This is a genomic window from Pantoea sp. Ft-CA_14, assembly GCF_024520875.1.
GTDB classification, from domain to species: Bacteria; Pseudomonadota; Gammaproteobacteria; order Enterobacterales; family Enterobacteriaceae; genus Pantoea; species Pantoea agglomerans.
In genome coordinates this window covers 158,162-180,211 of sequence record NZ_JALNPM010000003.1, presented here as the reverse complement: position 1 = coordinate 180,211, position 22,050 = coordinate 158,162, and the positions used below count along the sequence as shown (strand labels likewise).

Annotated in this window: 23 protein-coding genes, 1 tRNA gene and 3 pseudogenes; 15 read left to right on the top strand and 12 right to left on the bottom strand. The window is 44.9% G+C overall.

Features of this window, described 5'->3' with window-relative positions:
* Nucleotides 1-6: 6 nt before the first annotated feature.
* Entirely contained in the window at nt 7-249 is a 243-nt protein-coding gene (locus NR195_RS06765) for a SymE family type I addiction module toxin (protein WP_256844319.1), read from the bottom strand.
* Nucleotides 250-584: 335 nt separating this feature from the next.
* On the opposite strand from NR195_RS06765, the pseudogene NR195_RS06760 reads away from it, so the two are divergent.
* From NR195_RS06760 to NR195_RS06745, 5 genes and pseudogenes are all read left to right on the top strand, one after another.
* Nucleotides 585-1,472 (top strand): annotated as a pseudogene (locus NR195_RS06760) (polymorphic toxin type 25 domain-containing protein).
* Complete coding sequence (locus NR195_RS06755) at nt 1,459-1,920, top strand: hypothetical protein (protein ID WP_143789079.1); 462 nt, start codon at nt 1,459-1,461, stop codon at nt 1,918-1,920. Before NR195_RS06760 ends, NR195_RS06755 begins: the two are co-directional and overlap by 14 nt.
* A 243-nt stretch (nt 1,921-2,163) precedes the next feature.
* A complete protein-coding gene (locus NR195_RS22945; RefSeq protein ID WP_256849119.1) occupies nt 2,164-2,445 on the top strand; it encodes a ribonuclease domain-containing protein in 282 nt (93 codons plus the stop codon).
* 7 nt (nt 2,446-2,452) lie between these two features.
* Nucleotides 2,453-2,848 (top strand): barstar family protein, encoded by a 396-nt coding sequence (locus NR195_RS06750; protein WP_256844318.1) that lies wholly within the window; start codon nt 2,453-2,455, stop codon nt 2,846-2,848.
* 211 nt (nt 2,849-3,059) lie between these two features.
* Entirely contained in the window at nt 3,060-3,353 is a 294-nt protein-coding gene (locus tag NR195_RS06745) for a barstar family protein (protein WP_256844317.1), read from the top strand.
* A 364-nt stretch (nt 3,354-3,717) separates the two neighbouring features.
* On the opposite strand, the gene NR195_RS06740 is transcribed toward NR195_RS06745, so the two are convergent.
* Nucleotides 3,718-4,098 (bottom strand): YidB family protein, encoded by a 381-nt coding sequence (locus tag NR195_RS06740; protein WP_010670866.1) that lies wholly within the window; start codon nt 4,096-4,098, stop codon nt 3,718-3,720.
* A gap of 26 nt (nt 4,099-4,124) precedes the next feature.
* Nucleotides 4,125-4,385 carry a GlsB/YeaQ/YmgE family stress response membrane protein gene (locus tag NR195_RS06735; RefSeq protein WP_187491539.1) on the bottom strand — a complete coding sequence of 87 codons (261 nt, stop codon included), beginning with the start codon at nt 4,383-4,385 and terminating at the stop codon, nt 4,125-4,127.
* 156 nt (nt 4,386-4,541) lie between these two features.
* On the opposite strand from NR195_RS06735, the gene NR195_RS06730 reads away from it, so the two are divergent.
* Nucleotides 4,542-4,799 carry a LysM peptidoglycan-binding domain-containing protein gene (locus NR195_RS06730; RefSeq protein ID WP_187491495.1) on the top strand — a complete coding sequence of 86 codons (258 nt, stop codon included), beginning with the start codon at nt 4,542-4,544 and terminating at the stop codon, nt 4,797-4,799.
* A 245-nt stretch (nt 4,800-5,044) separates the two neighbouring features.
* On the opposite strand, the gene NR195_RS06725 is transcribed toward NR195_RS06730, so the two are convergent.
* The 3 genes from NR195_RS06725 to NR195_RS06715 form a co-directional block, all read right to left on the bottom strand.
* Nucleotides 5,045-5,120 (bottom strand) — tRNA-Asn (locus NR195_RS06725).
* Nucleotides 5,121-5,223: 103 nt separating this feature from the next.
* A complete protein-coding gene (gene mtfA, locus NR195_RS06720; protein ID WP_171820333.1) occupies nt 5,224-6,000 on the bottom strand; it encodes a DgsA anti-repressor MtfA in 777 nt (258 codons plus the stop codon).
* A 178-nt stretch (nt 6,001-6,178) separates the two neighbouring features.
* On the bottom strand, nt 6,179-6,856 hold the full coding sequence (locus tag NR195_RS06715; protein ID WP_010247721.1) for a hypothetical protein: 678 nt from the start codon (nt 6,854-6,856) through the stop codon (nt 6,179-6,181).
* A gap of 611 nt (nt 6,857-7,467) precedes the next feature.
* Between NR195_RS06715 and NR195_RS06710 the strand changes: the two genes are divergently transcribed.
* The 3 genes from NR195_RS06710 (at nt 7,468) to NR195_RS06700 (ending at nt 9,830) form a co-directional block, all read left to right on the top strand.
* Complete coding sequence (locus NR195_RS06710) at nt 7,468-8,172, top strand: phosphohydrolase (protein ID WP_060680449.1); 705 nt, start codon at nt 7,468-7,470, stop codon at nt 8,170-8,172.
* A 71-nt stretch (nt 8,173-8,243) separates the two neighbouring features.
* Nucleotides 8,244-8,525: an Arc family DNA-binding protein gene (locus tag NR195_RS06705; protein WP_010247717.1), complete on the top strand. Its 282-nt coding sequence runs from the start codon at nt 8,244-8,246 to the stop codon at nt 8,523-8,525.
* Between the two features lie 324 nt (nt 8,526-8,849).
* The gene (locus tag NR195_RS06700; RefSeq protein WP_191921152.1) at nt 8,850-9,830 is read left to right on the top strand and encodes an IS110 family transposase; all 981 of its coding nucleotides are present in this window, start codon (nt 8,850-8,852) and stop codon (nt 9,828-9,830) included.
* 181 nt (nt 9,831-10,011) lie between these two features.
* Here the strand turns inward: NR195_RS06700 and NR195_RS06695 are convergent.
* Nucleotides 10,012-10,275 (bottom strand): annotated as a pseudogene (locus tag NR195_RS06695) (DNA cytosine methyltransferase); the annotation flags it as partial.
* A gap of 343 nt (nt 10,276-10,618) precedes the next feature.
* Nucleotides 10,619-11,449, bottom strand: a complete 831-nt coding sequence (locus NR195_RS06690) for an HNH endonuclease (RefSeq protein WP_167423376.1) — start codon at nt 11,447-11,449, stop codon at nt 10,619-10,621.
* A 420-nt stretch (nt 11,450-11,869) separates the two neighbouring features.
* Here NR195_RS06690 and dcm (NR195_RS06685) point away from each other — a divergent pair, with 420 nt between their 5' ends.
* Nucleotides 11,870-13,279 (top strand): DNA (cytosine-5-)-methyltransferase, encoded by a 1,410-nt coding sequence (dcm, locus tag NR195_RS06685; RefSeq protein WP_305848813.1) that lies wholly within the window; start codon nt 11,870-11,872, stop codon nt 13,277-13,279.
* Nucleotides 13,280-13,322: 43 nt separating this feature from the next.
* On the opposite strand, the gene NR195_RS06680 is transcribed toward dcm (NR195_RS06685), so the two are convergent.
* The 3 genes and pseudogenes from NR195_RS06680 to dcm (NR195_RS06670) form a co-directional block, all read right to left on the bottom strand.
* Nucleotides 13,323-14,783, bottom strand: coding sequence for a hypothetical protein (locus tag NR195_RS06680; RefSeq protein ID WP_256844316.1), 1,461 nt, complete (start codon nt 14,781-14,783; stop codon nt 13,323-13,325).
* The gene (locus tag NR195_RS06675; protein WP_167423374.1) at nt 14,783-16,948 is read right to left on the bottom strand and encodes an ATP-binding protein; all 2,166 of its coding nucleotides are present in this window, start codon (nt 16,946-16,948) and stop codon (nt 14,783-14,785) included. The genes NR195_RS06680 and NR195_RS06675 overlap by 1 nt, the downstream gene beginning before the upstream one ends.
* A 227-nt stretch (nt 16,949-17,175) precedes the next feature.
* Nucleotides 17,176-18,283 (bottom strand): annotated as a pseudogene (gene dcm, locus NR195_RS06670) (DNA (cytosine-5-)-methyltransferase); the annotation flags it as partial.
* Nucleotides 18,284-18,473: 190 nt separating this feature from the next.
* Here dcm (NR195_RS06670) and NR195_RS06660 point away from each other — a divergent pair.
* The 5 genes from NR195_RS06660 to NR195_RS06640 all read left to right on the top strand — a co-directional run bounded on the left by NR195_RS06660 (nt 18,474) and on the right by NR195_RS06640 (nt 20,739).
* On the top strand, nt 18,474-18,953 hold the full coding sequence (locus tag NR195_RS06660) for a very short patch repair endonuclease (protein WP_010247714.1): 480 nt from the start codon (nt 18,474-18,476) through the stop codon (nt 18,951-18,953).
* A 52-nt stretch (nt 18,954-19,005) separates the two neighbouring features.
* The gene (locus NR195_RS06655) at nt 19,006-19,281 is read left to right on the top strand and encodes a hypothetical protein (RefSeq protein WP_010247711.1); all 276 of its coding nucleotides are present in this window, start codon (nt 19,006-19,008) and stop codon (nt 19,279-19,281) included.
* A 10-nt stretch (nt 19,282-19,291) separates the two neighbouring features.
* Entirely contained in the window at nt 19,292-20,203 is a 912-nt protein-coding gene (locus NR195_RS06650; RefSeq protein WP_033758176.1) for a DUF808 domain-containing protein, read from the top strand.
* A gap of 33 nt (nt 20,204-20,236) precedes the next feature.
* Nucleotides 20,237-20,368: a hypothetical protein gene (locus NR195_RS06645; protein WP_003854444.1), complete on the top strand. Its 132-nt coding sequence runs from the start codon at nt 20,237-20,239 to the stop codon at nt 20,366-20,368.
* Between the two features lie 191 nt (nt 20,369-20,559).
* On the top strand, nt 20,560-20,739 hold the full coding sequence (locus NR195_RS06640; protein ID WP_010247703.1) for a YodC family protein: 180 nt from the start codon (nt 20,560-20,562) through the stop codon (nt 20,737-20,739).
* A gap of 85 nt (nt 20,740-20,824) precedes the next feature.
* Here the strand turns inward: NR195_RS06640 and NR195_RS06635 are convergent, their stop codons facing one another.
* On the bottom strand, nt 20,825-22,045 hold the full coding sequence (locus NR195_RS06635; RefSeq protein WP_010247700.1) for a glycosyl transferase: 1,221 nt from the start codon (nt 22,043-22,045) through the stop codon (nt 20,825-20,827).
* Nucleotides 22,046-22,050: the final 5 nt, after the last annotated feature.

Sequence of the window (22,050 nt, the reverse complement as noted above, 5' to 3'; positions counted from 1 at the left end):
TACCTGTCACTCAGCCAATGGCCGAATCACAAGTTGCCCGTGCTCTATCGCCACGGTCACCTGGGTATCAGTGCCAAACCCTGCCTCTTCCAGCCAAAGACCCTTCAGGTTAAGGCTGGGGCAGCGGCTATGATACGTGGTTATGTCGTTCCGGTCGGTGTGACGGATGCTGATATATCCCACCTTCAGCTGTCGTAATGCTTTTGAAATACTCACTTCTGGCTTAATATCCTGCGTAGCAATGCTCAACTCCTTCTCAGTTAGTTGTGGTCAGCGGCTGAAACGGGGGCCAACCCGCTTCAGCCGCGCTAAAAATGTCTCGTTAAGTGCTTCCTGTTCCGATTTAACCTGTTTAAATATACACCTTCTGCCGCATAAACTCGCTGAAAGCCAAGTAATAAACTGCGAGGCACCTCTGTAAAACGGATTATTTTTTCCGAGCAGTATTTCACTTATCCCTTCTTCCTGAAGTGCTTCACCGCGAGGAAAAATCAGGCCTGCTCGGCAGCTATTCTATCGCAGCGGTGACGGGCGCGCTGGGTGGCCTTGGCGCAAGTAACCTGGGTGCAGCCGCAGCAGGTGGAATGGCGCCTTACATCGCCAATAAAATTAAGCAAGCTACCAGCAAAGTTGTCGACGGACAGGAGCAGACTAACATCCTGGCTAACACCATGGCGCATGCGGTTGCGGGTGCCGTACTGACGCAGCTGGCGGGCAACAGCGCAACAGCGGGTGCTGCAGGTGGTGAGCTGAAGGCAAGAGCTATCCTCAACTCAATGTATCCTGGCAAGCAGGCCAACGACCTGACGCAGGAAGAGAAGCAGATTGTCAGCGCGCTCGGCCAGTTGGCCGCGCAGTTGTCGGCGGGAGTGGCTTCTGGTTCTGTTGAAGGTGGGATTCAGGGCGCTGTTGCGGGTAAAAATGCGGTGGAGAATAATGCGCTGAGCTTTGGTACGGGGATGAACAGCTACGGTGCGGCAGTAAAATCCTGGAACCAGTATGCGGAAGTTAATGGTCTGACTCCGGAGCAGAAACAGGCAGGGCTGAATCGTATTGCTGTTGGCGAAGGGCCTTCCTGGGGTACTGAGTATAAGGTTAAACCTAATGGAAAAGTTGAGGTTTCAGGTGGTGTGGGACTTGCTTTGAAAGGAGGATCTGAGATTAATAATGATTACTTATCTATTTCTTCAGGATACACTAAATAATTTGGTATTAAGGCTGGAGCTTCGATCGGTATTGACTTTGGCCCATATTTCCCAGGATTGTTTGGAGACTTAAATCGTGATTATTCAACTAGCATAGGTTTTGGTCCCGGTTCTGTAGGAATGTCTGGTGGAAAAGATGGAATTGGTATTTCCTTTTCTATTGGACCAAGTATTGGTTTTAGAGGTTCTGCCACTGGTTCTCATGACGAAAAAATAGATCTGAACGGTGACTCTACTAAGGAAATATATCACTATGATTTCAAATGATATTGTTTTAAATGCGTCATCATTTATATTATTGTTTTTTTTATTTTTATGGGGTGGGTGTTTTTTTATTTTTGTTTATAGGGATCTTGGTGGCGCTAAGGTAGGTAAGGATTCCTTGCTCTATTTCAATTATATGTTTTTTAAACGAGATGTTTTATCAAATTGCGCATTGGTTTTTCTTGTTCTTGGATATATAGCGGCAGCGATAGCTGAATATAGAAGGGAGGCCGATAACTTATTGTTAATATCTAATTTGTCCGGAGGTTTTTCATTTCTTCTCTTTGCACTCTATGGAAAGTATTTTCACCAAGGATTAACTGATGATGAAAAACCATTTTATTTCATTAAGGTTTTTTTGACAAAGTCAGACCTATCCTTTGGCTCGATTTTTCTTTGGCTATCAAGACTGACGTATATAACTTGGCTAATTGTATTTATTAGCAATTAAATAATGTAATAGGAAATAATATTCTGGGAAGTGATTATGTTGAGTTGCAGCCATTAACATGGCAATCGCCCGGCATAAGTCATTGCATTAAATGCAATAAAGCCTGGTGTTATGGATGATGAAAGGAATGTGATGGGAGCAAGCGGCATTGTTGCTGGCAGTAGTAAAGGATAGACAAAACCAGTCAATACAACTCAAGAGTCTGCTATTTTCAATAAATATTAATAATAAAGTAGATATATTATGAGGAATATTTACTTAGGGTTTTTATTTAAAACTACACCTAATAGAATTACTAGTGGCGGAAAGTATCCACATAAAAATAATTTTTCAGTATTCAGAAACTATCCTGATCGCACGACAGGAATATCTGGCTTGCCCACGCAACCTAATGGATACTATAAAGAATATGTTCATCCAACTCCGAACATATCAGGACCAGGGCCTCAAAGAATTATTGTTGGACAAAATGGTGAGGCTTATTATACAAATGATCATTATAAAACGTTCATAAAAATCAGGTGATTATGTAATGAGTGTGTTTAAATATGAAGATAAATCAGTGTGTTATGTAAAGGGTGCTGTATTTTTAGCCAGGATCGATCCAAACATCGCTGACACTGACGAGTTGCTAAGATCCCTCTATTATTTACTTTGGTTTCCCGGGTATTTTGGCTTCAACTGGAACGCCCTCTATGATTGTTTACGCGATCTGGATTGGATTAGTGAAAATAAAGTAATGATTGTGCATGAGTCTTTGCCCGGCATTCCGGACTCTGATTTACGTATATATTTAGAAGTTTTAAAAGATTGCATCCTAGATTGGGTTAATGATGAAAAACATCAACTTGAAGTTTATTTCAATGAAAAAGATCAGGGTGAAATCGAAAGATTATTACCATCTTGTAACATTATTAATTCAATGTAAGATCCCGACTTATGACGGGTTCTCTACTTGTAAGTTTTTAAAGCCCATCTTCCCGCCTCGGTGATCGGGCTATTCTTATTGCCTCTGTTATCCCAGAGCAAGGCAAGCAGGTACACGCTTGTTATATTCTAAAGATGGGTTACTGTATATCACTTCAGACCATTATGAAACGGCGACATCAATTGGGAAATGGATGTAATAAGGGTGCTATATGTATCGTAATGTCATAATTGAAGGTGATGAAGTGGATTCAGAACGCGATTTCCATCGTGTAATAGCTAATGCTTTAGACTTTGGTGAGTATTATGGTAATAACACTGATGCTCTTTGGGATATGTTAAGCTCCGGTATGGCTTGCGGTGTGTGTATAAATTGGAAGAAATCTTCCATTTCCCGAAAAAAATTGGGATCCACTTTTGATGTTATTGTTTGTCTATTTGAGAAAACTAAAGATAGGTACCAGGGCAAAGGGAGCGAAAAAGAATTTGAATTTACTCTCGAGTGAATTTCAAATTTTTTGATGAGGCTTTGATATCCTGGTTAAATGCTGCGCCTAAATATATGGGTGGCTGAATTGGCTAAGTTAATAATAGATTTAGCGTTTCTGGCTGATAAACCCACAATAAATGACCAAAATGGTCATCAAGTCATTACACCCCGGATATCTCTGGCGCATATTGCTAATATGAAGCTTCAGCCATCATGGTGATGCTTCATTTGTAAATTATTTAGTTACACATCCTTAACCAACTTAATATTAACAGCTCAAACCATTTGGCTAATTATTTCCTTACAATGCTGGTCAAAAATCTAAAAGATAAAAGCCCAATACTTTCGCAGCAGGCTTTTATCTTTCACTAGCATCATGCTTAGTGCATTAACTGACTCACCAGTCCGGTAAGATCAGCCTTTTTATCCACGACGCCCGCCGTTGACGCTTTATCCACCAGCTGCGGCAGATATTTCGCCAGCAGGTTCAGTGCATCGCCGGTGTTGATGCCCATCCGCGCAGCCAGCTGCTCAATCGCCTCAGAGTTAATCATCTTCTGCACCAGGTCGCTGCTCAGCGCAACGTTCTGCTCATCGCCCAGCCAGGAGTTGACCACCTCACTGTACTCGCCGCTCTGCAGGTGACTCACGATAGTATGTAAACCGCCTTGCTGCTCAACCCACTCCAGCACTCCTTTCACTTCCTGGCTGGTCTGATTATTCAGGCCGCACATGGCCAGTACTGTTTCCAGTAAACTCATTCTGTTATCCCCTATAACGTAATCTATTAAGACTGTTTACACGCTCTGATTTTATGAATGACAAACAGCACAATAATTGAACCCACGGTGGAAATAGCAATGCTGTAAATATTGAAGCCATCGACCTTGCCAAAACCCAGAGCGGTACTGACGACACCGCCAATCAGCGCGCCGATAATACCCAGAATAATGGTCATGAAAATGCCCATATGTTCTTTGCCTGGCATAATACATCTGGCGATAATGCCGGCAAGTAATCCAAATACAACCCATGAAAATATACCCATCATTAACATCCTCTATTTTATATTATTTACAGCAACGTTTAGCAGTGGTTTAACCCATGAATTAAAAGCAGGTGTATCGTACGCCGCGTAGTGTTTGCCTGGCAATCCTGTTTTCTTTATTAAACTAAACGTATCAGAAATGATAGGGGAGTAAATATGAGCATTCTGGATAATATTAAAAATATAGGCGATGAGTTGTTACATGCTGTGGATAAAAATGTTGAAGATAAGTCTGTCACCGCCACAGGGAGTAATCGAACATATACGGTTAAATCAGGCGACACGCTCAGCGCCATCGCAAAGCAGTTTTACAATGATGCATCCCAATATATGAAAATCTTTGAGGCGAACAAAAACCTTCTCAGCAGCCCGGATAAAATTGCACCGGGTCAGGTACTGACCATTCCTGAGTAATAATTCGTCAATAGTATGAGCCAGCTGGCGCAAATATTGCCCGGCTGGTTTTTCATTTAAAGCCATCTCGTCACAACACCATGGCAGGGTTGCGCCAGACAGCATGCGTTGATCCAGACTTAACGGTGGTCTCGGTAATAACAACCGCAGACGAGTTGAGATGAACAGTCAGACAGGAAGAGAATACTGGGATCGCTGAAAAGCAAAAAACCCGCTCAGGTTTCCCTGAGCGGGTTTTTCTAATCTGGCTCCTCTGACTGGACTCGAACCAGTGACATACGGATTAACAGTCCGCCGTTCTACCGACTGAACTACAGAGGAATCGTGTGAACGAGGCGAATATTAACGGCGTCGCTCTAAGGTGTCAACAGCAAAAAATACATTATCATTCAACTGGCTAGCTTTAACGCAAAGCGATCGTGATTTAAGCAGTTTGCGCAGTGTCAGCGGCGATTCTGGCCAGGGGATCCTGCTGGTAAAACTGGCGCAGATGCTGATACATGGCGGGAAAGCGTTCGGCCAGCAGAACCGGAGCCGTAAAGAAATATTCAGAGAGCACGGCGAAGCACTCAGCGGGATCGCTGGCGGCGTAGGGATCGATCGTGGCGGCCTGTTCACCCACCAGTTCAACTTCACTTTCTATCTCCGCCATCGCGGCACGCAAATCCTTCTCCCAAAGGGCGACGTCACGCAGCGACATGACCGGAATACCGCTGGTGTAACCGCTGCCGCGGGCATCCAGCTTGTGCGCAACCTCGTGGATCACCAGATTAAAGCCAGAGAGATCGAACGAGTCCTGAATATCGAGCCAGTTGAGTACGACCGGCCCCTGCGTCCAGCTCTGTCCGGCGTGAACCGCAGGCGCGCTGTGAACCAGCCCATCGTCATCCTGCCACTGATCGTCGACCTCGAACGGCTCGGGATAGATCAGCACATCGTGGAACCCGTCCAGCCACTCCAGACCCAGTTTCAGCACCGGCAGGCAGAACAGCAGAGCGATCCGCACACTGCGCAATTCATCCAGCTGAACACCGTCGAGCGGCACCAGTTTTTTCTGTTGCAGAAAGCGCTGCGCCAGCTCAACCAGTGCCTGCTGTTCAGCCTCATCCAGCTGGCTGAATATCGGCTGCGCCAGCCCATGCTGCCATGGCAGCGCGGCCAGGGTGGCGTCGTTATGCGTTTTCCAGGGCCATTTAAACATCGCAACTCCCGCACAGAACCGGACTATTTCGCTATCCTGACGCGCCAGACATAAAAATGCCAGCATCGAAACACCATGCTGGCAATGTTCATCTGGCGACAGGGCTAAGGGCCGTCTATTCAACCCGTTAGCACGGTCGTTGTCTGTGATTCAGCCCGCAAAGCGTGGGGCCGGGGCGTCAGTTGCGCTCAATACGATGAAATTCAATCACCCACACCCAGGGATTCACTTCCCAGCTGGTCGCACCATACTGTTTTTCCCAGGCTTTACGGTACGCCTCTTTGGGCGATTCAGAATTGACGTTCATGGTGAAAAAGTTGTTGAGGAAGTGCGAATCGGTCTGCACACCTTCCGCCATAATGTCATCTTCACTGATGTCCTGAATTTTCTCGGCGCGCACGCCGGTAATCTCCAGATTGATGCGGCTGGCCCAGCGCGGCATATGAATGGCGGTTTGCCAGCCAAACTGTTCTGCTTCCGGCGTGCTCAGTGCATGCTGGCCCAGCTCGTTGCTGTCTGCACGATACTGGCAATATTCTGGCTGGCGGAAGGGCGTCGGGTCGCGTTCATAATCGGCCAGATACTGCTCGGGTACCATCGGGCCACGCCAGGTTTCACGCACCCAGAGCACGTCACCCGGTTTACCGTAAGGACACTGATAGCTGATGTCCGTCATCGACATCATTTTATAACCATGCAGATGATTAGCACTCACATCGAAAGCGTGTACGCCCTCGTGATGATCCTGTCCCGGACCGAAAGCCTGAGTTTTCATAATGCGCCGGGTTTGCGTTTGCTGGCCAACCAACAGGGCACGAACACGCTGTTCGGAAAAAAGAATCGGCCGTTCTTTCATGGATTACCTCTTTTTATTAGTAGAACCCGGTTACTGCTGTAAAAGTCCATTTGCTTCACATCTGAGAGTTATCATAAAAGCTTTAAATCATTTTGCTTAATAATTTGTAGGCTGACTGTCACTGTATAATTGTCACTTTAGTAGTTAAAAACCAGCAAAATGCAAAAAGCGCACCAAAGCTTATCACGCAACTGGCAAAAAGCGACGAATAGCCCGGATACAGTACGTTATAACCGTAAAAATAGGAACCTTTTCAGACTTTTTCACCTGTCATAACGTGCAGTTTTACACTTAATCGCGTGACAAAAAAACGCTGAGCATGAGGCAGGAAGTTGGTTAAGATCGAACCAAACATTACGCCTGTTAAACTAATTTTCTTAGCAGCAATTCACTGAGGAAAGACTGAAAACAGCCGAAATTGCGGTTATTGTGTAACAGAGATGCTATACAGATGATCCAGATCTCATTTTTCTGCCCGGAATTGCTGGCAGCGCTGCTCTTTTCAACTGCACTGTAAAAAAAGTGTCATTAGCCAGTCGCTATGATGGCTTGCCGTTTGCGCACTGATCGCGACAGAAAAACTGCTGTCGATCACTACAGGGAGATAGATTATGTCACTTACACTCTGGCAATCTCGCTATGAAAGCTGGTTTCAGGCGAACTGGATCCACGACGACGGCGCGCACGATATCGCCCATCTGCGGCGTGTATGGATGAGCGCACAGCGAATCATGAACGGCACGTCCGCTGATCCGCTGGTGGTGCTGACCGCCTGCTATTTTCACGATGTGGTGAATCTGCCGAAGAACCATCCGGAACGTCATCTCGCCTCTACCTATGCCGCGACGGAAACCCAGCGCATTCTGCAGCAGGACTTTCTCGATTTCCCGGCTGAAAAGATTGATGCCGTGATGCATGCCGTTAAAACCCACAGTTTCAGCGCCGGCATACCGCCTCAGACGCTGGAAGCTAAAATTGTACAGGATGCTGATCGGCTGGAGTCGCTGGGCGCGATCGGGCTGGCGCGGGTCTTCTACACCGCCGGTGCGCTGAATCGGCCGTTGTTCGACAGCCAGGATCCGCTGGGTAAAGATCGCGAGCTGAATGATGTTAAGTGGACGCTGGATCATTTCCAGAAGAAGTTGTTGCGTCTGCCGGAAACCATGCACACCGAAACCGGCCGCATGCTGGCTGAACATAACGCCGATTTCCTGGTGCGCTATATGGCGAAGCTTTATGCCGAACTACAGGGCAATCTGGTGGGTATGGATGAGGGTGTGCTGCGGGACTTCACACCTTTACAAACCGAATATTAAATTTTTGTGACAGTATGTTAATCGAAACGGTCATCCGGTAGCTTGTAGCAATAACAAAAAGGAGCTGCCCGATGACTGAAACTGTTAATTTAACAATTAAAATTGATCCTGAGCTGAAAGAAACGATTAAACAGCTGGCGCTGGAAAATCAGATTTCGATGAGCCAGGAGATTGTGCAACGTTTGCAGGCCAGTCTGGAAACGCATCCACATCCGGCGATTGATAATCAGGACATCACTGAAGAGGGGACTGAGGGATCCAGTGCCGCTGACGTGAAGACCGATGCACTAAGTGCAACAGAGCTGAAGCAGATTCGGCTGCTGCTGAAGAAGCAGAGCAAGAAGAAGAAATAAAACAGAAACCCGTCGCCAGACGGGTTTTTACTTTGGAGAAAGGCTGGACCTTTTCGCTGTGAGACTGTGCCTGCGAAGGGAACACGGTCAGATCGGAAAGACGCTAAGGCCAGTCCATTGTATCTTGTTTTCTGTAGTGGTTAGCTCCCACTACAGGAAGCAGGATGAATCTGTGTCATCCATCAGGATTCGATCCTGTGTGTCAGCCTAGATCTCCTGCTTCCCCTTTCACGCCAGCATTAACTTTGAACGGTTGCCTGGAGCAGCGACTTCGCATGCACAAGGGAAACGGGCGTGATGGTATCAGGTGAAAGGAGACGCAAAATGATTCAGCTCGGTGTTGATGTCGGGAAAAGTAAAATTGATGTCTGCCTGCTTCCGGAAGGCCCCGGGGGCAGGAAAAAAACCAAAGTGCTTTCTAACGGACCGGACGTGGCCCGGCAGTTACTGGACTGGCTGGCAGTCAGAGAGGTCATTCTCTCTGAGCTGCAGGTCATCCTGGAGCCGACGGGAACCTATCATGAGCATCTTGCTTATGGTCTGCATGAAAAAGGACTTCGCGTGGTGGTTGCCAGTCCGGTCCGTGTGCGGTCTTTTGCTACAGGCATGGGCATTCTGACGAAAAACGACCACGTAGATGCCCATGTTCTGGCGCTCTATGGCGCACTGCGCCAGCCGGAAGCATGGGTGCCCCCGCCACCGGCCATCCGGGAACTGAAAGCGCTGCTGAAAAGGCGCGATGCGCTGCGGGAAGATTTGCAGCGTGAGCAGAACCGGCTGGAAAAACTGCACGTCACCCGCTTTTCCACACGCGTTGAAGCTTCAGTAACAAAAATGATAGCGGCGCTGGATGCAGAGCTGCTTTCGGTCCAGCAACAGATCGACGACCATATTGATAACCATCCGGACCTGAAGCAGGACATGAAGTACCTGACGTCGGTGAAAGGCATTGGTAAGCAGGTGGGCTCGAATATGCTGGCAGTGCTGCGTGGAAACGCCTTCAGCAGCCCGGAACAGGCGGCGGCATGGCTGGGTCTGGTTCCGCGGGAGAAACGGTCAGGCAGTTCAGTGAACGGCCGGTCACGCCTGACCAAAACGGGTCCGGCCGATTTACGGGCTAAACTGTATCTCAGCGCCATGACGGCGATAAAACATAATCCCATGCTCAGGATTTTCTACGAGCGCCTGTTAAAAGCTGGTAAGGCTAAAATGTCAGCCCTGTGCGCAGTGATGAGGAAGCTGGTTCATATCTGTTATGCAGTGCTGATGAAGCAGCAGGAGTTTGACCCGAATTACAGCGCATAAGTTTGACTATCAAGACGGTAGCTGACATGCTCGGCCCGCGCCGTCCCTGGCGCGGGACGCTTTCCTATTCTGACCGTGTTCCCTGCGAGTTAAGCTTATTTGTTGCTGTGAGACTCGCCTGATGTGAGTTCTTCATCAGCCTGAAACCCGTCGCCAGACGGGTTTTTTTATTTCAGGATGCTTACGACTTCAGCTGACGAATATGTGGCAGTAACAGCTGAGCCACCGCTGCAAACACAGGCACCACCACCGAGTTACCAAACTGCTTATAAGCCTGAGTGTCCGAAACCGGAATGCGGAACGGCTCGCGGCCTGGCACATCAAAGCCCATCAGACGGGCGCACTCGCGCGGGGAAAGGCGGCGTGGCCGACGCGCCATGTTATCGGCATCCTGAAACTCCGCTTCGCCCAGCGCACTGTCCCAGCCGCGATCGATCATGATTTTTTAGCGATCTTCATTATTAGTCAATCTCACTATAGACACAACTATTATTAAATAGTCAAAAATCCATTACTTAAGTTGAGTTCCTATAATGACACAAAATTAAAGGGAGGGAAATTAAGTTAGACTTTTAACTATCGTATGAAAATATTATAAAATTTCTATATAAAAAGTTAATTTGTTATCAAAACTAGAGTTTTTTGAAGGCTGTAATTATTAAAGTATGAGTTTTATACTATTTCAAAATGATTATCTCATTATCTAATTCTCAGCCCGAACGGAAGTGTCGTACTTAATGAAGAGTTTTATCTAAAGATATAATGTAACCAATTGAATTAACAAAGGGTTACTTTATCAATCTTTTTATATTTAAATATAAGCTCTCGGAAAGCTCCTGAGCATTATCACCATAATGCAAATTTTTGTGGCAGTTTGGGCATAATGCAACGCAATTGTAAATGGTATCAGGACCTAAAATTGAGAGAGGTATTACATGATGAACTTCCAGATATGGAATTCCGCTAATTTTGAAGGGCGAATTATTACCACAAAGTTCACAAATTCCATTACTTTGCTGTAATATCCAAGCCTTAACAGAGGGATCGCGGAAGTAGACTGTCTGATGTATATTCTTACTTTTTGGCATTATTGAGCCTTTAGGAACAGCTAAAGGCATTTTAACTAGCTTACTAACTCTTTTAATTAACACCATTTCATCTTCAGTCGATTCAAAAAGAGTTTTATTATCGCCTAATATAATTGATTCCCAAAAGTCAATGCTGTTGATACCCGACACAGTAATCATTATTCGTTTAGTTCTGTTTCCAGAAGGGTTTTCTTTTTTACCAACTTTACTGAAATAGGCTTGGCATCTACCTAACTCTTGTCTTATTTCAGAAGGACTACTATCGATCAAAGAAAATAAATCACTTGAATGTATTTTTCGCAAAGAAACGGATTTTATGTTTTTTCTTGCTGGGGTTGAAGCTAAATATACTTTAATATGGCTTATGTCAGCCTGGATTAGTCGTTCGATTATGTACTCGAGTGAAATGTTATAATCTTTATTCCTTGTGATAGGTCCTTGTGATTCTAAAATTAAACCGAAAATTCCATCTTCCTCACCAATCATGCATTCTGAATTAAGTACGATGCCATTGTTATCTAAAACGTACATTTTTTGCCTCGGAAGGTTAATTTGATTATATTATCTATGTTTTTACAAACGATAACAATGAGATTTTAATCCTCTTAATAAAAAACAAAAGCATAAACATTCTTTATGTATGCGAAGCTATAAATTTAATTTATTTTATGTGTGGTTATACTAATTGTAAGTTACAAGTTTAAAGCATATAGGTTTAACTTATTGGGGAGCTATCTAATTAAATATTAATTGCCATAACTTAAGACTATATTTTTAAGGACCTAGAGAGGCTTGAATTACCTAAAGTCTTTGTTCTTTAATATAATAAATTTTTTTCGTTAATAAAATATAATATTTTCAATATTTATACGTCGTGTATTTTACATTTCTAAAATATTATGATTAACTTAGCATCAGGGTGTCACTCATTTTACCCAGCAAGGCGTAAAGATGTTAAATATCAATAGTTTATATGCTGGTTCAGCCAGCGCTAATGAAGATACATACTATGAAAATATGCGAGAACAGCTTGATTTTGTTAAATCTTTGCTTGAAGTCTATAGTCAGAATGATGTAGCTCAAACCTTACGAGCTGCTTCTAAAAAAGAATGGTCTAGGGAAACACTTAATCGATGGTTAAATGGTAAATGCACACAAAAATTACTGTCATTTTGTGAGCTGAATGCTCTTAAATCAATGCTACCACAACCACCCCCAAGCCATCATAGATATGAATTTAAGTTTATAGACTTGTTCGCAGGTATTGGTGGATTGCGCAGTGGCTTTGATAGCATTGGAGGTGAATGTGTTTTTACTAGCGAGTGGAATAAGTATGCTGTAAAAACTTACAAAGCAAACTGGTATTGCAACCCCGAAAAGCATATTTTTAATCGTGATATAAGAGAAGTGACTTTAAGTAATAGAACTAACCTCCCGGAAGAGCAGGCATATAGTAATATTGAAAAATTAATCCCTGATCACCATGTTCTTCTGGCTGGATTTCCATGTCAACCATTTAGCTTAGCAGGCGTAAGTAAAAAAAACTCATTAGGAAAAAAACATGGATTCGAGTGTGATACTCAAGGCACATTGTTTTTTGATATTGCCAGAATTTTATATGTGAAGAAACCAGCTATATTTGTACTTGAAAATGTTAAAAACTTAAAGAGTCACGACAGTGGAAAAACATTTCAAGTTATTTTAAAAACATTAAATGACTTAGGGTATGAAATTAGTGACGAGAAATATTTGAATGAGAAAGATCCAAAAGTTATTGATGGTAAAAACTTCCTCCCTCATCATCGCGAGCGAATCGTAATTGTTGGATTTAGAAAGGATTTAAATATTGCACATGATTTTACTTTAAGCAATATTTTTAACTACTTCCCCGTTAACAAACCAACAATAAAAGAATTGTTGGATGAAAAAGAAAATGATAAATATATTTTATCTAAAACACTCTGGAGCTATTTATACCGCTATGCAGAAAAGCATCGTGCTAAAGGGAATGGTTTTGGGTTTGGTCTTGTTGATCCTGAGAATCCCAGCAGTATTACTAGAGCTCTTTCCGCACGTTACTATAAAGATGGTTCGGAAATATTAATTGATCGTGGTTGGAACAAGGAAATAGGTGAGTTAGATTTTAATGACATTCATAATATGCATAAAAGGCCAAGGCGTCTAACTCCAAGAGAATGCGCAAGGATAATGGGATTCGAAAAACCGTTAGAGGAAAAATTCAAAATACCTGTCTCTGATACTCAAGCATATAAACAATTCGGGAATTCAGTTATCGTGCCTATGTTTTCGGCAATAGCAGAAATGCTCTATCCGTTAATAATTAAAGTTGTAAATAAATAAATTAACAAAGCCCAGGCCGTAAGGAGTGGGCTTACTATTAATGTTAATCTCTAAGTTCAACTACTCCTGGCCTAGTTGCTTGCTTAATAAACCAGCTTCTAATGTCTGCAAGCATATTTTCTCTAATTCTCAAAGTCTGCATGCCATTCAGGCATGTTTGAGTTTTGTTTGTAGGTATTGAAAAAACGAGTTTAGCATTTAGCACAATCCTAAATACAGGTGTAATAGAAGAGCCATATGAAAATTTGGGCAATAAAATTAGGTTGTCATTTATAAGTCTACTTCCGAATTCATCTCTCTTCCGGATATTTCCTGTTTCATCCCGAGTAGTTTGTATAAATTTACAGAATTTAGAATCTTGTTCATTTAATAGAAGCCCAACAATATATTTATTCCACTCGGCTTTATTGTTAGCATGATCGCATGGGGGCGTAATGTCTAGGAAAATTAAATGTGATCGAGTACTCACCTCACGTTTAACTGAAGACTCTTCAGTAAGGAATTCAAAAAAGTTCTTTCTTTTAAATTTTGATAGTTGTTCCGTTGAATTAAACGTTTCCGGGAACGAGCTAATTTGTGAGTTTAAAACTCTAGAATCAACATCATAAAGCATACCTGGTTTATGAGTTCTGTTAATTTTTTCAGAAGTATCAAAGTGAATAGCCTTATTAATTGCCTCTTTCCATTTACTAAGCCCACTCATATCTAAATCGCGATTTTCTTGAGCGTTTTGTATCACTTTAGTAAAATCATCAACGTTATTTGGTATCTGATTCTCAATTTTATCCTTAATAATATCGCTTAAAGTTTCACTAGCCCCAGAATTTAAAGCAATAGGGCAGGTACTTTTACCCGTTGCTGATGAAGCAATATTATCGAGTATTTTGTGCAGTACTTTATTGCTTTCAATATGACCATTTGCAATAGTTGTAAGTTCTGTTAAAGCTGAATATACGGCTTTTTTAGCCGCTTGTTCCCACCCAATTAGATACTTTAAACCATGCCTTTCAGAAAGCTTTACTTCAATTAAATGATGAAGTTCAGTCAAAGATTCATTAGTTGGTTCTGAAACAGGATTATGATCGTTACCAGGAGTAAAAATAGATTTATTTATTGTAATGTAATCAAATGGGCGTAATGCAACCGGTAATTCATTTTGTAAATGATTGAATAAATCTTTAGGAAAGTCAGAATCACTCTCACTTTCAGCCCAGGTTGACCATGTTATTAGTAGCCACGGTCCATTATTAACATCTAATAAATTTTGTATGGTGTCAGTTGCAGCATCAAAATCGGTTGCGTTGGGGCTTGAAGTGGATATTAAAGATAGATCTTGAAAAATTGTTCTCACTCCAGAAATTTTTTCGTGGGAATCATCCCATTCTTTACTAGAGTCATAACAGTAAAATATGCTCGGAATAAAATTTTTATTAAGATAAGCACTAATGAAGTTCCCATCGCTTTCTTTATCATCAATTATTAATGAAATTGATTTGAAAAACATTATTTGCTGTCCTTATTAAAAACGAGAGCCAAACAGGCACCATTTGTTACTTTAGGTAATTCAATAGTGTGAGTTTCCGGAAACAACAATCTTCCGGAGTGTGCCTTCATCACCATATCAGCATAATATAGGCCAATACCCATTCCTGCCGGTTTTCGGGTAAAGAATGGCTGAATTAATTCATCACCACTATCTATAAATCCTGGGCCGTTATCTGCAATTATTATCGCAGGCCCTTCAAACTCTGAACTTAACCCAATCCAAAGATAACGCTCATCTTCAGAATCACTATCCATCCAATAAATAGCATTATCGATTATATTAACAATCGCGCTCGTAAACATCCTTCTAACGCCAGTAATATCGAAGTCAAGATTTGCGCTGTTATTAAATCCCGGTAGAAACTTAATATTATGTCTTTTAAAACGTCGTAATTGAGTGTTAACACACTGGGTTAAAAGTTTGGAGGCGGAAATTTTTTCTTTTTCTTTTTTGCTTACCATGTACATTGCGCCTTGCAGCAATGATACTAATTCTTCTGAGATGCTCTCTAATCGCTTGTTATCAACACCTTCCATTATCGCCATATGGAGATTGCGAATCCCACGTTCTAACTCATGAAATACTGTTGTTAAGCCTAAGCCAGCACCAGCTGAGGAAAGCATAGCATCTCGAGTTTCTTTGAAGGATACAATAACTTGGCTTACCAAAGTTTCGACTTTTGGAGAAGTGTTTTTATCAGAAATAACTTCCTGCTTTAGTTCATCTAAGAGTTCTTCAGTACTCTTCCTTTTATCAGAACCTCGAAAATCACCACCGGGCTTTGTTTCAATAGCTTTTTTTAAAATTCTTTTATCTTTATTTCTTTCTGCTTCAAACTGCGCCATTACAGATAATAATGCATGTATGAATTCATTATAAGCATTATTCTCTACGAACCCTTCACGGTTTGTTTTTTCTTTTAATGCCAAACTTTTATCAAGTTCAAGATGTATCTCACCTAATAATTGCTGGTTTCCCATTCTTTTTGTGGGATTTTGAATTCTTCGATGGTCTAGCCCTAACCAATCATCGCCGGGCTCTCCATAGTTATAAACGCGAAGATTATCTCGATAGACTTTTAACCCTCCCTGGGCTTTGAGATACTCGCTGAGTCCACCTGTTTCGTCTTTTAAATATCTATTATATAAAACTCTGTCTAGGTCAAAACCTAGTATTTTTCCTTCTATAGGACCTATACCACATTCAATAAGAGAAAATCTTTCATCCCTGTTTTTTTTCTTTCTGGATTTTTCATTTATTGTAGGTGAGAATCTAAAAAACTCTGGGTTATCAAGATGTACCTCTACAGTTCTAGGCTCAATCAAACCACTATAGTCGGCAATTAATGCTGGGTAAGGATTGAAATTATAGGAATAAGTTAACCCATTATCATCAACTTTGAAATTAAACTCAAAGAGTGCTTGTGAGATTACCAATTCAGGATCAAAAAGATCATCAAGCCACTTCGATTCGGGATTGAGGTTAAATTCAACAATAAAGCTATCGTTATTATTTTCCTTTTTAAATAAGTTGGCTGAGGTCATTGAAGAAACTGCACGATATAGACGCCGTACATCACCTCTCTTCCATTCTTGTTTAAGATCACTTATGACTATTTTCGTTCCTGTTTTTTTTGATTTTTTTATTTCTGGAGGGCTTGTTTCAATTGAAATATAAGCTTCATCTAAATACTCTGACTTGGAAAACTTATCCCAATCAATTTCTACCGTGACAACTTCCTCATCAATAGCACGAGTAGACATTAATATTTTTTTGCCTAAACGATGCACTGCAAATCGACCAACACCTTTTTCACCAACAGGCAAACGACCTTTTGCAGTTCGCTGCCCCCGCTCTCTAAAAATAGATTTATGACCATGTGCAGGTTCCATCCAAATGTCAAGAACTGTCTTTAAATCCATACCAATGCCATCGTCAACTACTTCAATACTAGCATTTTCAGTATTGATGTTATTTAGCGATAACTTAACGTATGAAGCATCTGCATCATATGAGTTTTTTATTAACTCAAATAAAGCTAGAGTATGGTTTTTTATTAGTTGTTCGCCTAAAAGCTCCATGATTCTAGCTTTAGGCCTAAATGCCTTCTGTACATTAGCCATAAATTACCTTTCATAGCATCAATATTTGATATTCAGCCATATATCTTAATTAAACATGGCGCTGTGGGTGAAAATTATACATGCTAATATTAGTATGTGTAAATGTTCATTTCAACGTAATTGAATTCGTTTTGATATTTTGCGCATATAAAAATTTGAAATGAAATTATCAAAAAACTATATTTTTCAGAAAGATATTGAGAGCATGTTAGTTTCATTAAATTGTGTTTAAAAAACCGCGCTGACAGCGTACGCACGCAGCAGTCAGGATTACGCGGATCGTTGAGGCCAAAGCCATTGCCTTTGGCTTTATGTTTTTTCGCATACTGGTAGAGGTAGCGCCACAGCACTGGTGACAGGATATATTTGTCGTCCGGCGAACTCTCCAGCAGGCTCTGCAGGCTGGGTACCTGCGCCGGGTAGAAACGGCGGATATCACGCAGCGTAAAATCCTGCTTTTTCAGGTCACGGCGAATACCCACCAGCACAATGCGTTCGCGATGCTGCGGCAGGAAGTGACGCGCATCGATCACTTTGGCATCCGGGCTGCTGGCACCCGCATCCGCAACGTCATACCCCAGCTCATCCAGCGTCTCCATGATAATGGCGAAGGTGCGGCCCTTGTCGTGACTCTTGAGGTTTTTCACATTCTCCAGCACAAAGAATGGCGGCTTCTTGGCGGCCAGGATACGGGCCACATCGAAAAACAGCGTGCCCTGTACCTGACACTCAAAGCCATGTGCACGGCCCAGCGCATTTTTCTTGCTGACGCCCGCCAGCGAAAAGGGCTGGCAGGGAAAACCGGCCAGCAGCACCTGATGATCGGGGATCGCCGCGTCAATCGCGCGGTATATCGCTTCATCGTCGGTCAGACCTTCCGGCTGGGTGACCTGGCGGATATCGGTATTGAAGTGATGCTCCAGCGGATCGCTGTAGTGGTTGGCTTTGTAAGTGCGGACCGCCTCTTTATTCCATTCACTGGTGAACACGCACTTGCCGCCGATCGCCTCGAACCCCTTACGAATGCCGCCAATACCGGCAAAGAGATCGATAAAACGAAATTCAGGATTATCATAATGGGCGGGACGGGACGGGACGGGACGGCAGCAGCCCCTGTAACAGCGACAGTTCCGCCTCACACAGCGGTGGCAGGGCGGTTTTACCCTGACGAATCCGGTTCAGGAGTGCCGGCGTCCAGCAGGAAAATCCTGCCTGCTGCAGGCGGGCCGTGAGATCACGAACCGAATAGATTGCCAGCACCTGCTGAAAGAGTTCAGACGCATCAGCAGATGAAAGTGCAGCAGAGAGTGGTTCAGCGAGGGCGGCGGGATGCATGCGTTTTTCCTTAACAGTAAGGCGCCTATGCTATCACTCCAGACGCTGTGAGGAAATTGCCTGGATGTGCCCTGTGCCAGCCCCCCGGAATGTTCTGTTTTTGCGGCGCACTGTGTGAAGTCGTCGGGCGGCGGCTTTCACTTTTCGTGGCGCAGGCTAAAGTTGAAGTACCAGCAAAAAAGGAGAGGTTATGGCTGATGTTCACTCCAGCGAAATACGCAGCAAAAATATGCGTGCCATTCGCGCTCAGGATACGGCCATTGAGCAACGTATTGCGCTGCTGCTGAAAGATCGGGGGTTCAGCTTTCGCGTGCAGGATAAAAACCTGCCGGGACGGCCCGATTTCGTTCTGACAGAACATCAGGCAATTATTTTTGTTCATGGCTGCTTCTGGCATCGTCATCACTGCTATCTGTTTAAACTGCCGGCGACGCGCACAGAATTCTGGACCGGAAAAATCAACAGCAACGTTGAACGTGACCGGCGTTATGTGCGCCAGCTGCAGGAGAGCGGCTGGAAAGTGCTGATCATCTGGGAGTGTGCGCTACGTGGCAAACTGCGCCTGACGGATCAGGACCTGCTGGAGCGGCTGGAGGAGTGGCTGCTGGCGATGCCGGAGAGTGCCGAAGTCGACCATCAGGGCATTCATCATTACAACGCCGATTGCTAATCACAGACATAATTGGTTAGATCTGCGCTTTCTCCGTGGCCAGGAGCCTGAAATGAGCAGCATAAAACTGACGGTAAAACGCCTTTACCAGATTCGTGACGAGCGGATGGTGAATACCAAAGCGACCGCGCGGGTTTACTGCGGTGACAGGCTTGTCGCCACGGAGGAGATCACCGGCATGACCGAAAGCCCGGTCAGCAAATATCTGCATGCTGAAGGAGCAGCAGGCGAGACGGTGCGGGTAGAGTGGGATTGTGAGGGCATCGCCGAGATGACCGTTACGGAAATTGAGCGCTGCCCATGTTGTCAACATAACGAACCAGACTAAGGATAAGATTTTGGCGGGAACCAGTTTACTGACTTTACTTGATGATATTGCAACACTTCTGGACGATATTTCCGTCATGGGGAAAGTGGCGGCGAAAAAGACCGCTGGCGTACTGGGCGACGATCTGTCGCTGAATGCTCAGCAGGTCAGCGGCGTGAAAGCCAACCGTGAGCTGCCGGTAGTATGGGGCGTTGCCAAAGGATCGTTTCTTAATAAACTGATCCTGGTGCCACTGGCGCTGATTATCTCCGCGTTTGCGCCCTGGCTGATTACGCCGCTGCTGATGATTGGCGGTGCCTATCTCTGCTACGAAGGCGTGGAGAAGGTGATGCACAGTTTGCAGCATGACAAGCAGAGCAAATCACCGGAAGCGCGTCAGCAGCGACTCGATTCGCTGGCGAATCAGAATGCGGCAGAGTTTGAGAAGAAGAAGATCAAAGGCGCGGTGCGCACCGATTTCATTCTGTCAGCTGAAATCGTCGCGATTACCTTAGGCATCGTGTCGGAATCGCCGCTGCTCAACCAGGTAATTATCCTGGCGGGCATCGCTATTCTGGTTACGGTGGGCGTTTACGGCATCGTGGCGGCCATCGTCAAAATTGATGACTTTGGATTCTGGCTGCGTGAAAAACCGTCACGCCTTGCGCAGGGCTTGGGTAGCGTGCTGCTGACTGCCGCGCCCTGGCTGATGAAGATCCTCTCGGTGGTCGGTACCATCGCCATGTTCCTGGTCGGCGGCGGTATTGTGGTGCACGGCATCGCACCACTGCATCATCTGATCGAGGAAGTCAGCAGTGGCTTCAGCGGCTGGATCGCTATGCTGCTCAGCAACGGCGCAAACCTGGTGCTCGGCTTTATCATTGGGTCGATCGTGCTGTTAGTGGTCAACCTTATTGCCAGAGTGCGCGGAAAATCGGTATAAAGCGCACTGTGATTTACGGTCAGGAGAATGACGATGAACGACGACATGTTTGAATTTGATATCGACGCACAACTGGAGCAGGCTGAAGCGAAAGCAGAGAAAAAAGCCAGCGAAGTGCCGGATGATCTCGGCGACGAAGCCGATTGCGAAGGCTGTAAAATCTGACGTCAGCGTCAATACTTCATCAAAGCGGATAAGTTTTTTTATCCGCTTTTTTTATTTTCCGCATATCCAGCTGATTAATTCCGAATTTGCCCTTTTTTTGCGTGCCTTAACAGGCAGGAACGTTATTCGCCTGCTATAAAGAAAATAATCACTCAGGTTAATAACACTCAGGTTAATAAAAGGAGCGCATCATGGTTTTCGCAATCAGTGAAGAAGTACAGCATAAGGAAGAGGGGCAGACGATGGTGGTGACCGGCTACGCGAGTGGCATGGTGGAGTGCCGCTGGTATGACGGCTATGCCGTGCGCAGCGAAGCCTTTCGCAGCGATGAACTCTGCGCTCTGAATCCTGCGCAGCAACTGGCGGGCTGACAGTGTCAGGCCTGTGGGTTCTGCGACCCGCCAGGCCCGGTTTCTGCTTTTTCTGGCCCGGCACGCTCCCTGTGCCGCCCTGTTTTCAGACGTTACCGTCGTTATCTTCTTCAACCGCCTGATAGATCCGCTGCAGCACATCCGGGAAGGCTGACTGGACGCGACTCCAGCTCGGTATAAATGGCTTATCGTTAGGACGCTCAATAAACGCCTGACCCGCTTCCAGAATCGACTGGGTAAACATCTCTACCGCTGCTTCTTCCACATGCTGATCAAATTTCAGCCCGTTCATCGCCGCCTCATGGTTATAGGTCTCCATCATATCCAGCGCATTACGATAATAGGTTGCTTTCAGCACCCGGAACGAGTCGCTGGTCAGCGGCACACCCATGGTGGCGAGCTTGCGCAGCAGTGACTGGACGATATCGCTGCTCATGCGCTTCAGGCCGCCGGTGCCGTCATCTTCAGCCAGCGGCTGATGCTTGTGATCGTAGTTATCGGCGATCTCAACCTGGCACGACTGGCGGGTGGTGTAGTTACGATAAATCTCTGACAGCACGCCAATCTCCAGCCCCCAGTCACCGGGGATTTTAATCCCGTTCAGCACATGCGTCCGCATGGCGAACTCCCCGGAGAGCGGATAGCGGAAGCTCGACAGATACTCCAGATATTCTGAATGGCCATAAACTTTCTGCAGCGATCGCAGCAGCGGCCCGACCAGCAGACGTCCCACGCGGCCATTAAGCTTGCCATCCGCGACGCGCGCGTAGAACCCCTTACAGAACTCATACTGAAATGCCGGGTTCGCCACCGGGTAGAGCAGGCGTGCCAGCATTCCGCGCTCATAGGTGACGATATCGCAGTCATGCAGCGCGACACAGCTGGTACGGTCTGACGCCAGCGTATAGCCGGTGCAGAACCAGACGTTGCGTCCTTTGCCGGGATTAGTGGGTGACAGACCCTCTTTATCCAGCTCGGCATCAATCGCCTTCAGACGCGGGCCATCGTTCCACAGAATGCGATGCCGTTGCGGCAGACGGGAGAAAAACTCGCGGGCAAACAGGAACTGGTCACGATCAGCGCGATCCAGCCCAATCACAATTTCATCCAGATAGGGCACTTTAGCCAGCTCATCGACGATTTTCGTCAGCGCCGGGCCTTCAAGTTCGGAAAACAGCGATGGCAGGATCAGCCCCATTTTGCGTTTGCGGGCAAAGCGTACCATCTCTTTTTCCAGCGACTCCACGCTACGGTGGGTGAGGTTGTGAAAGTTGGTGATTACGCCATTCTGATAAAAGTCACTCATCGCAT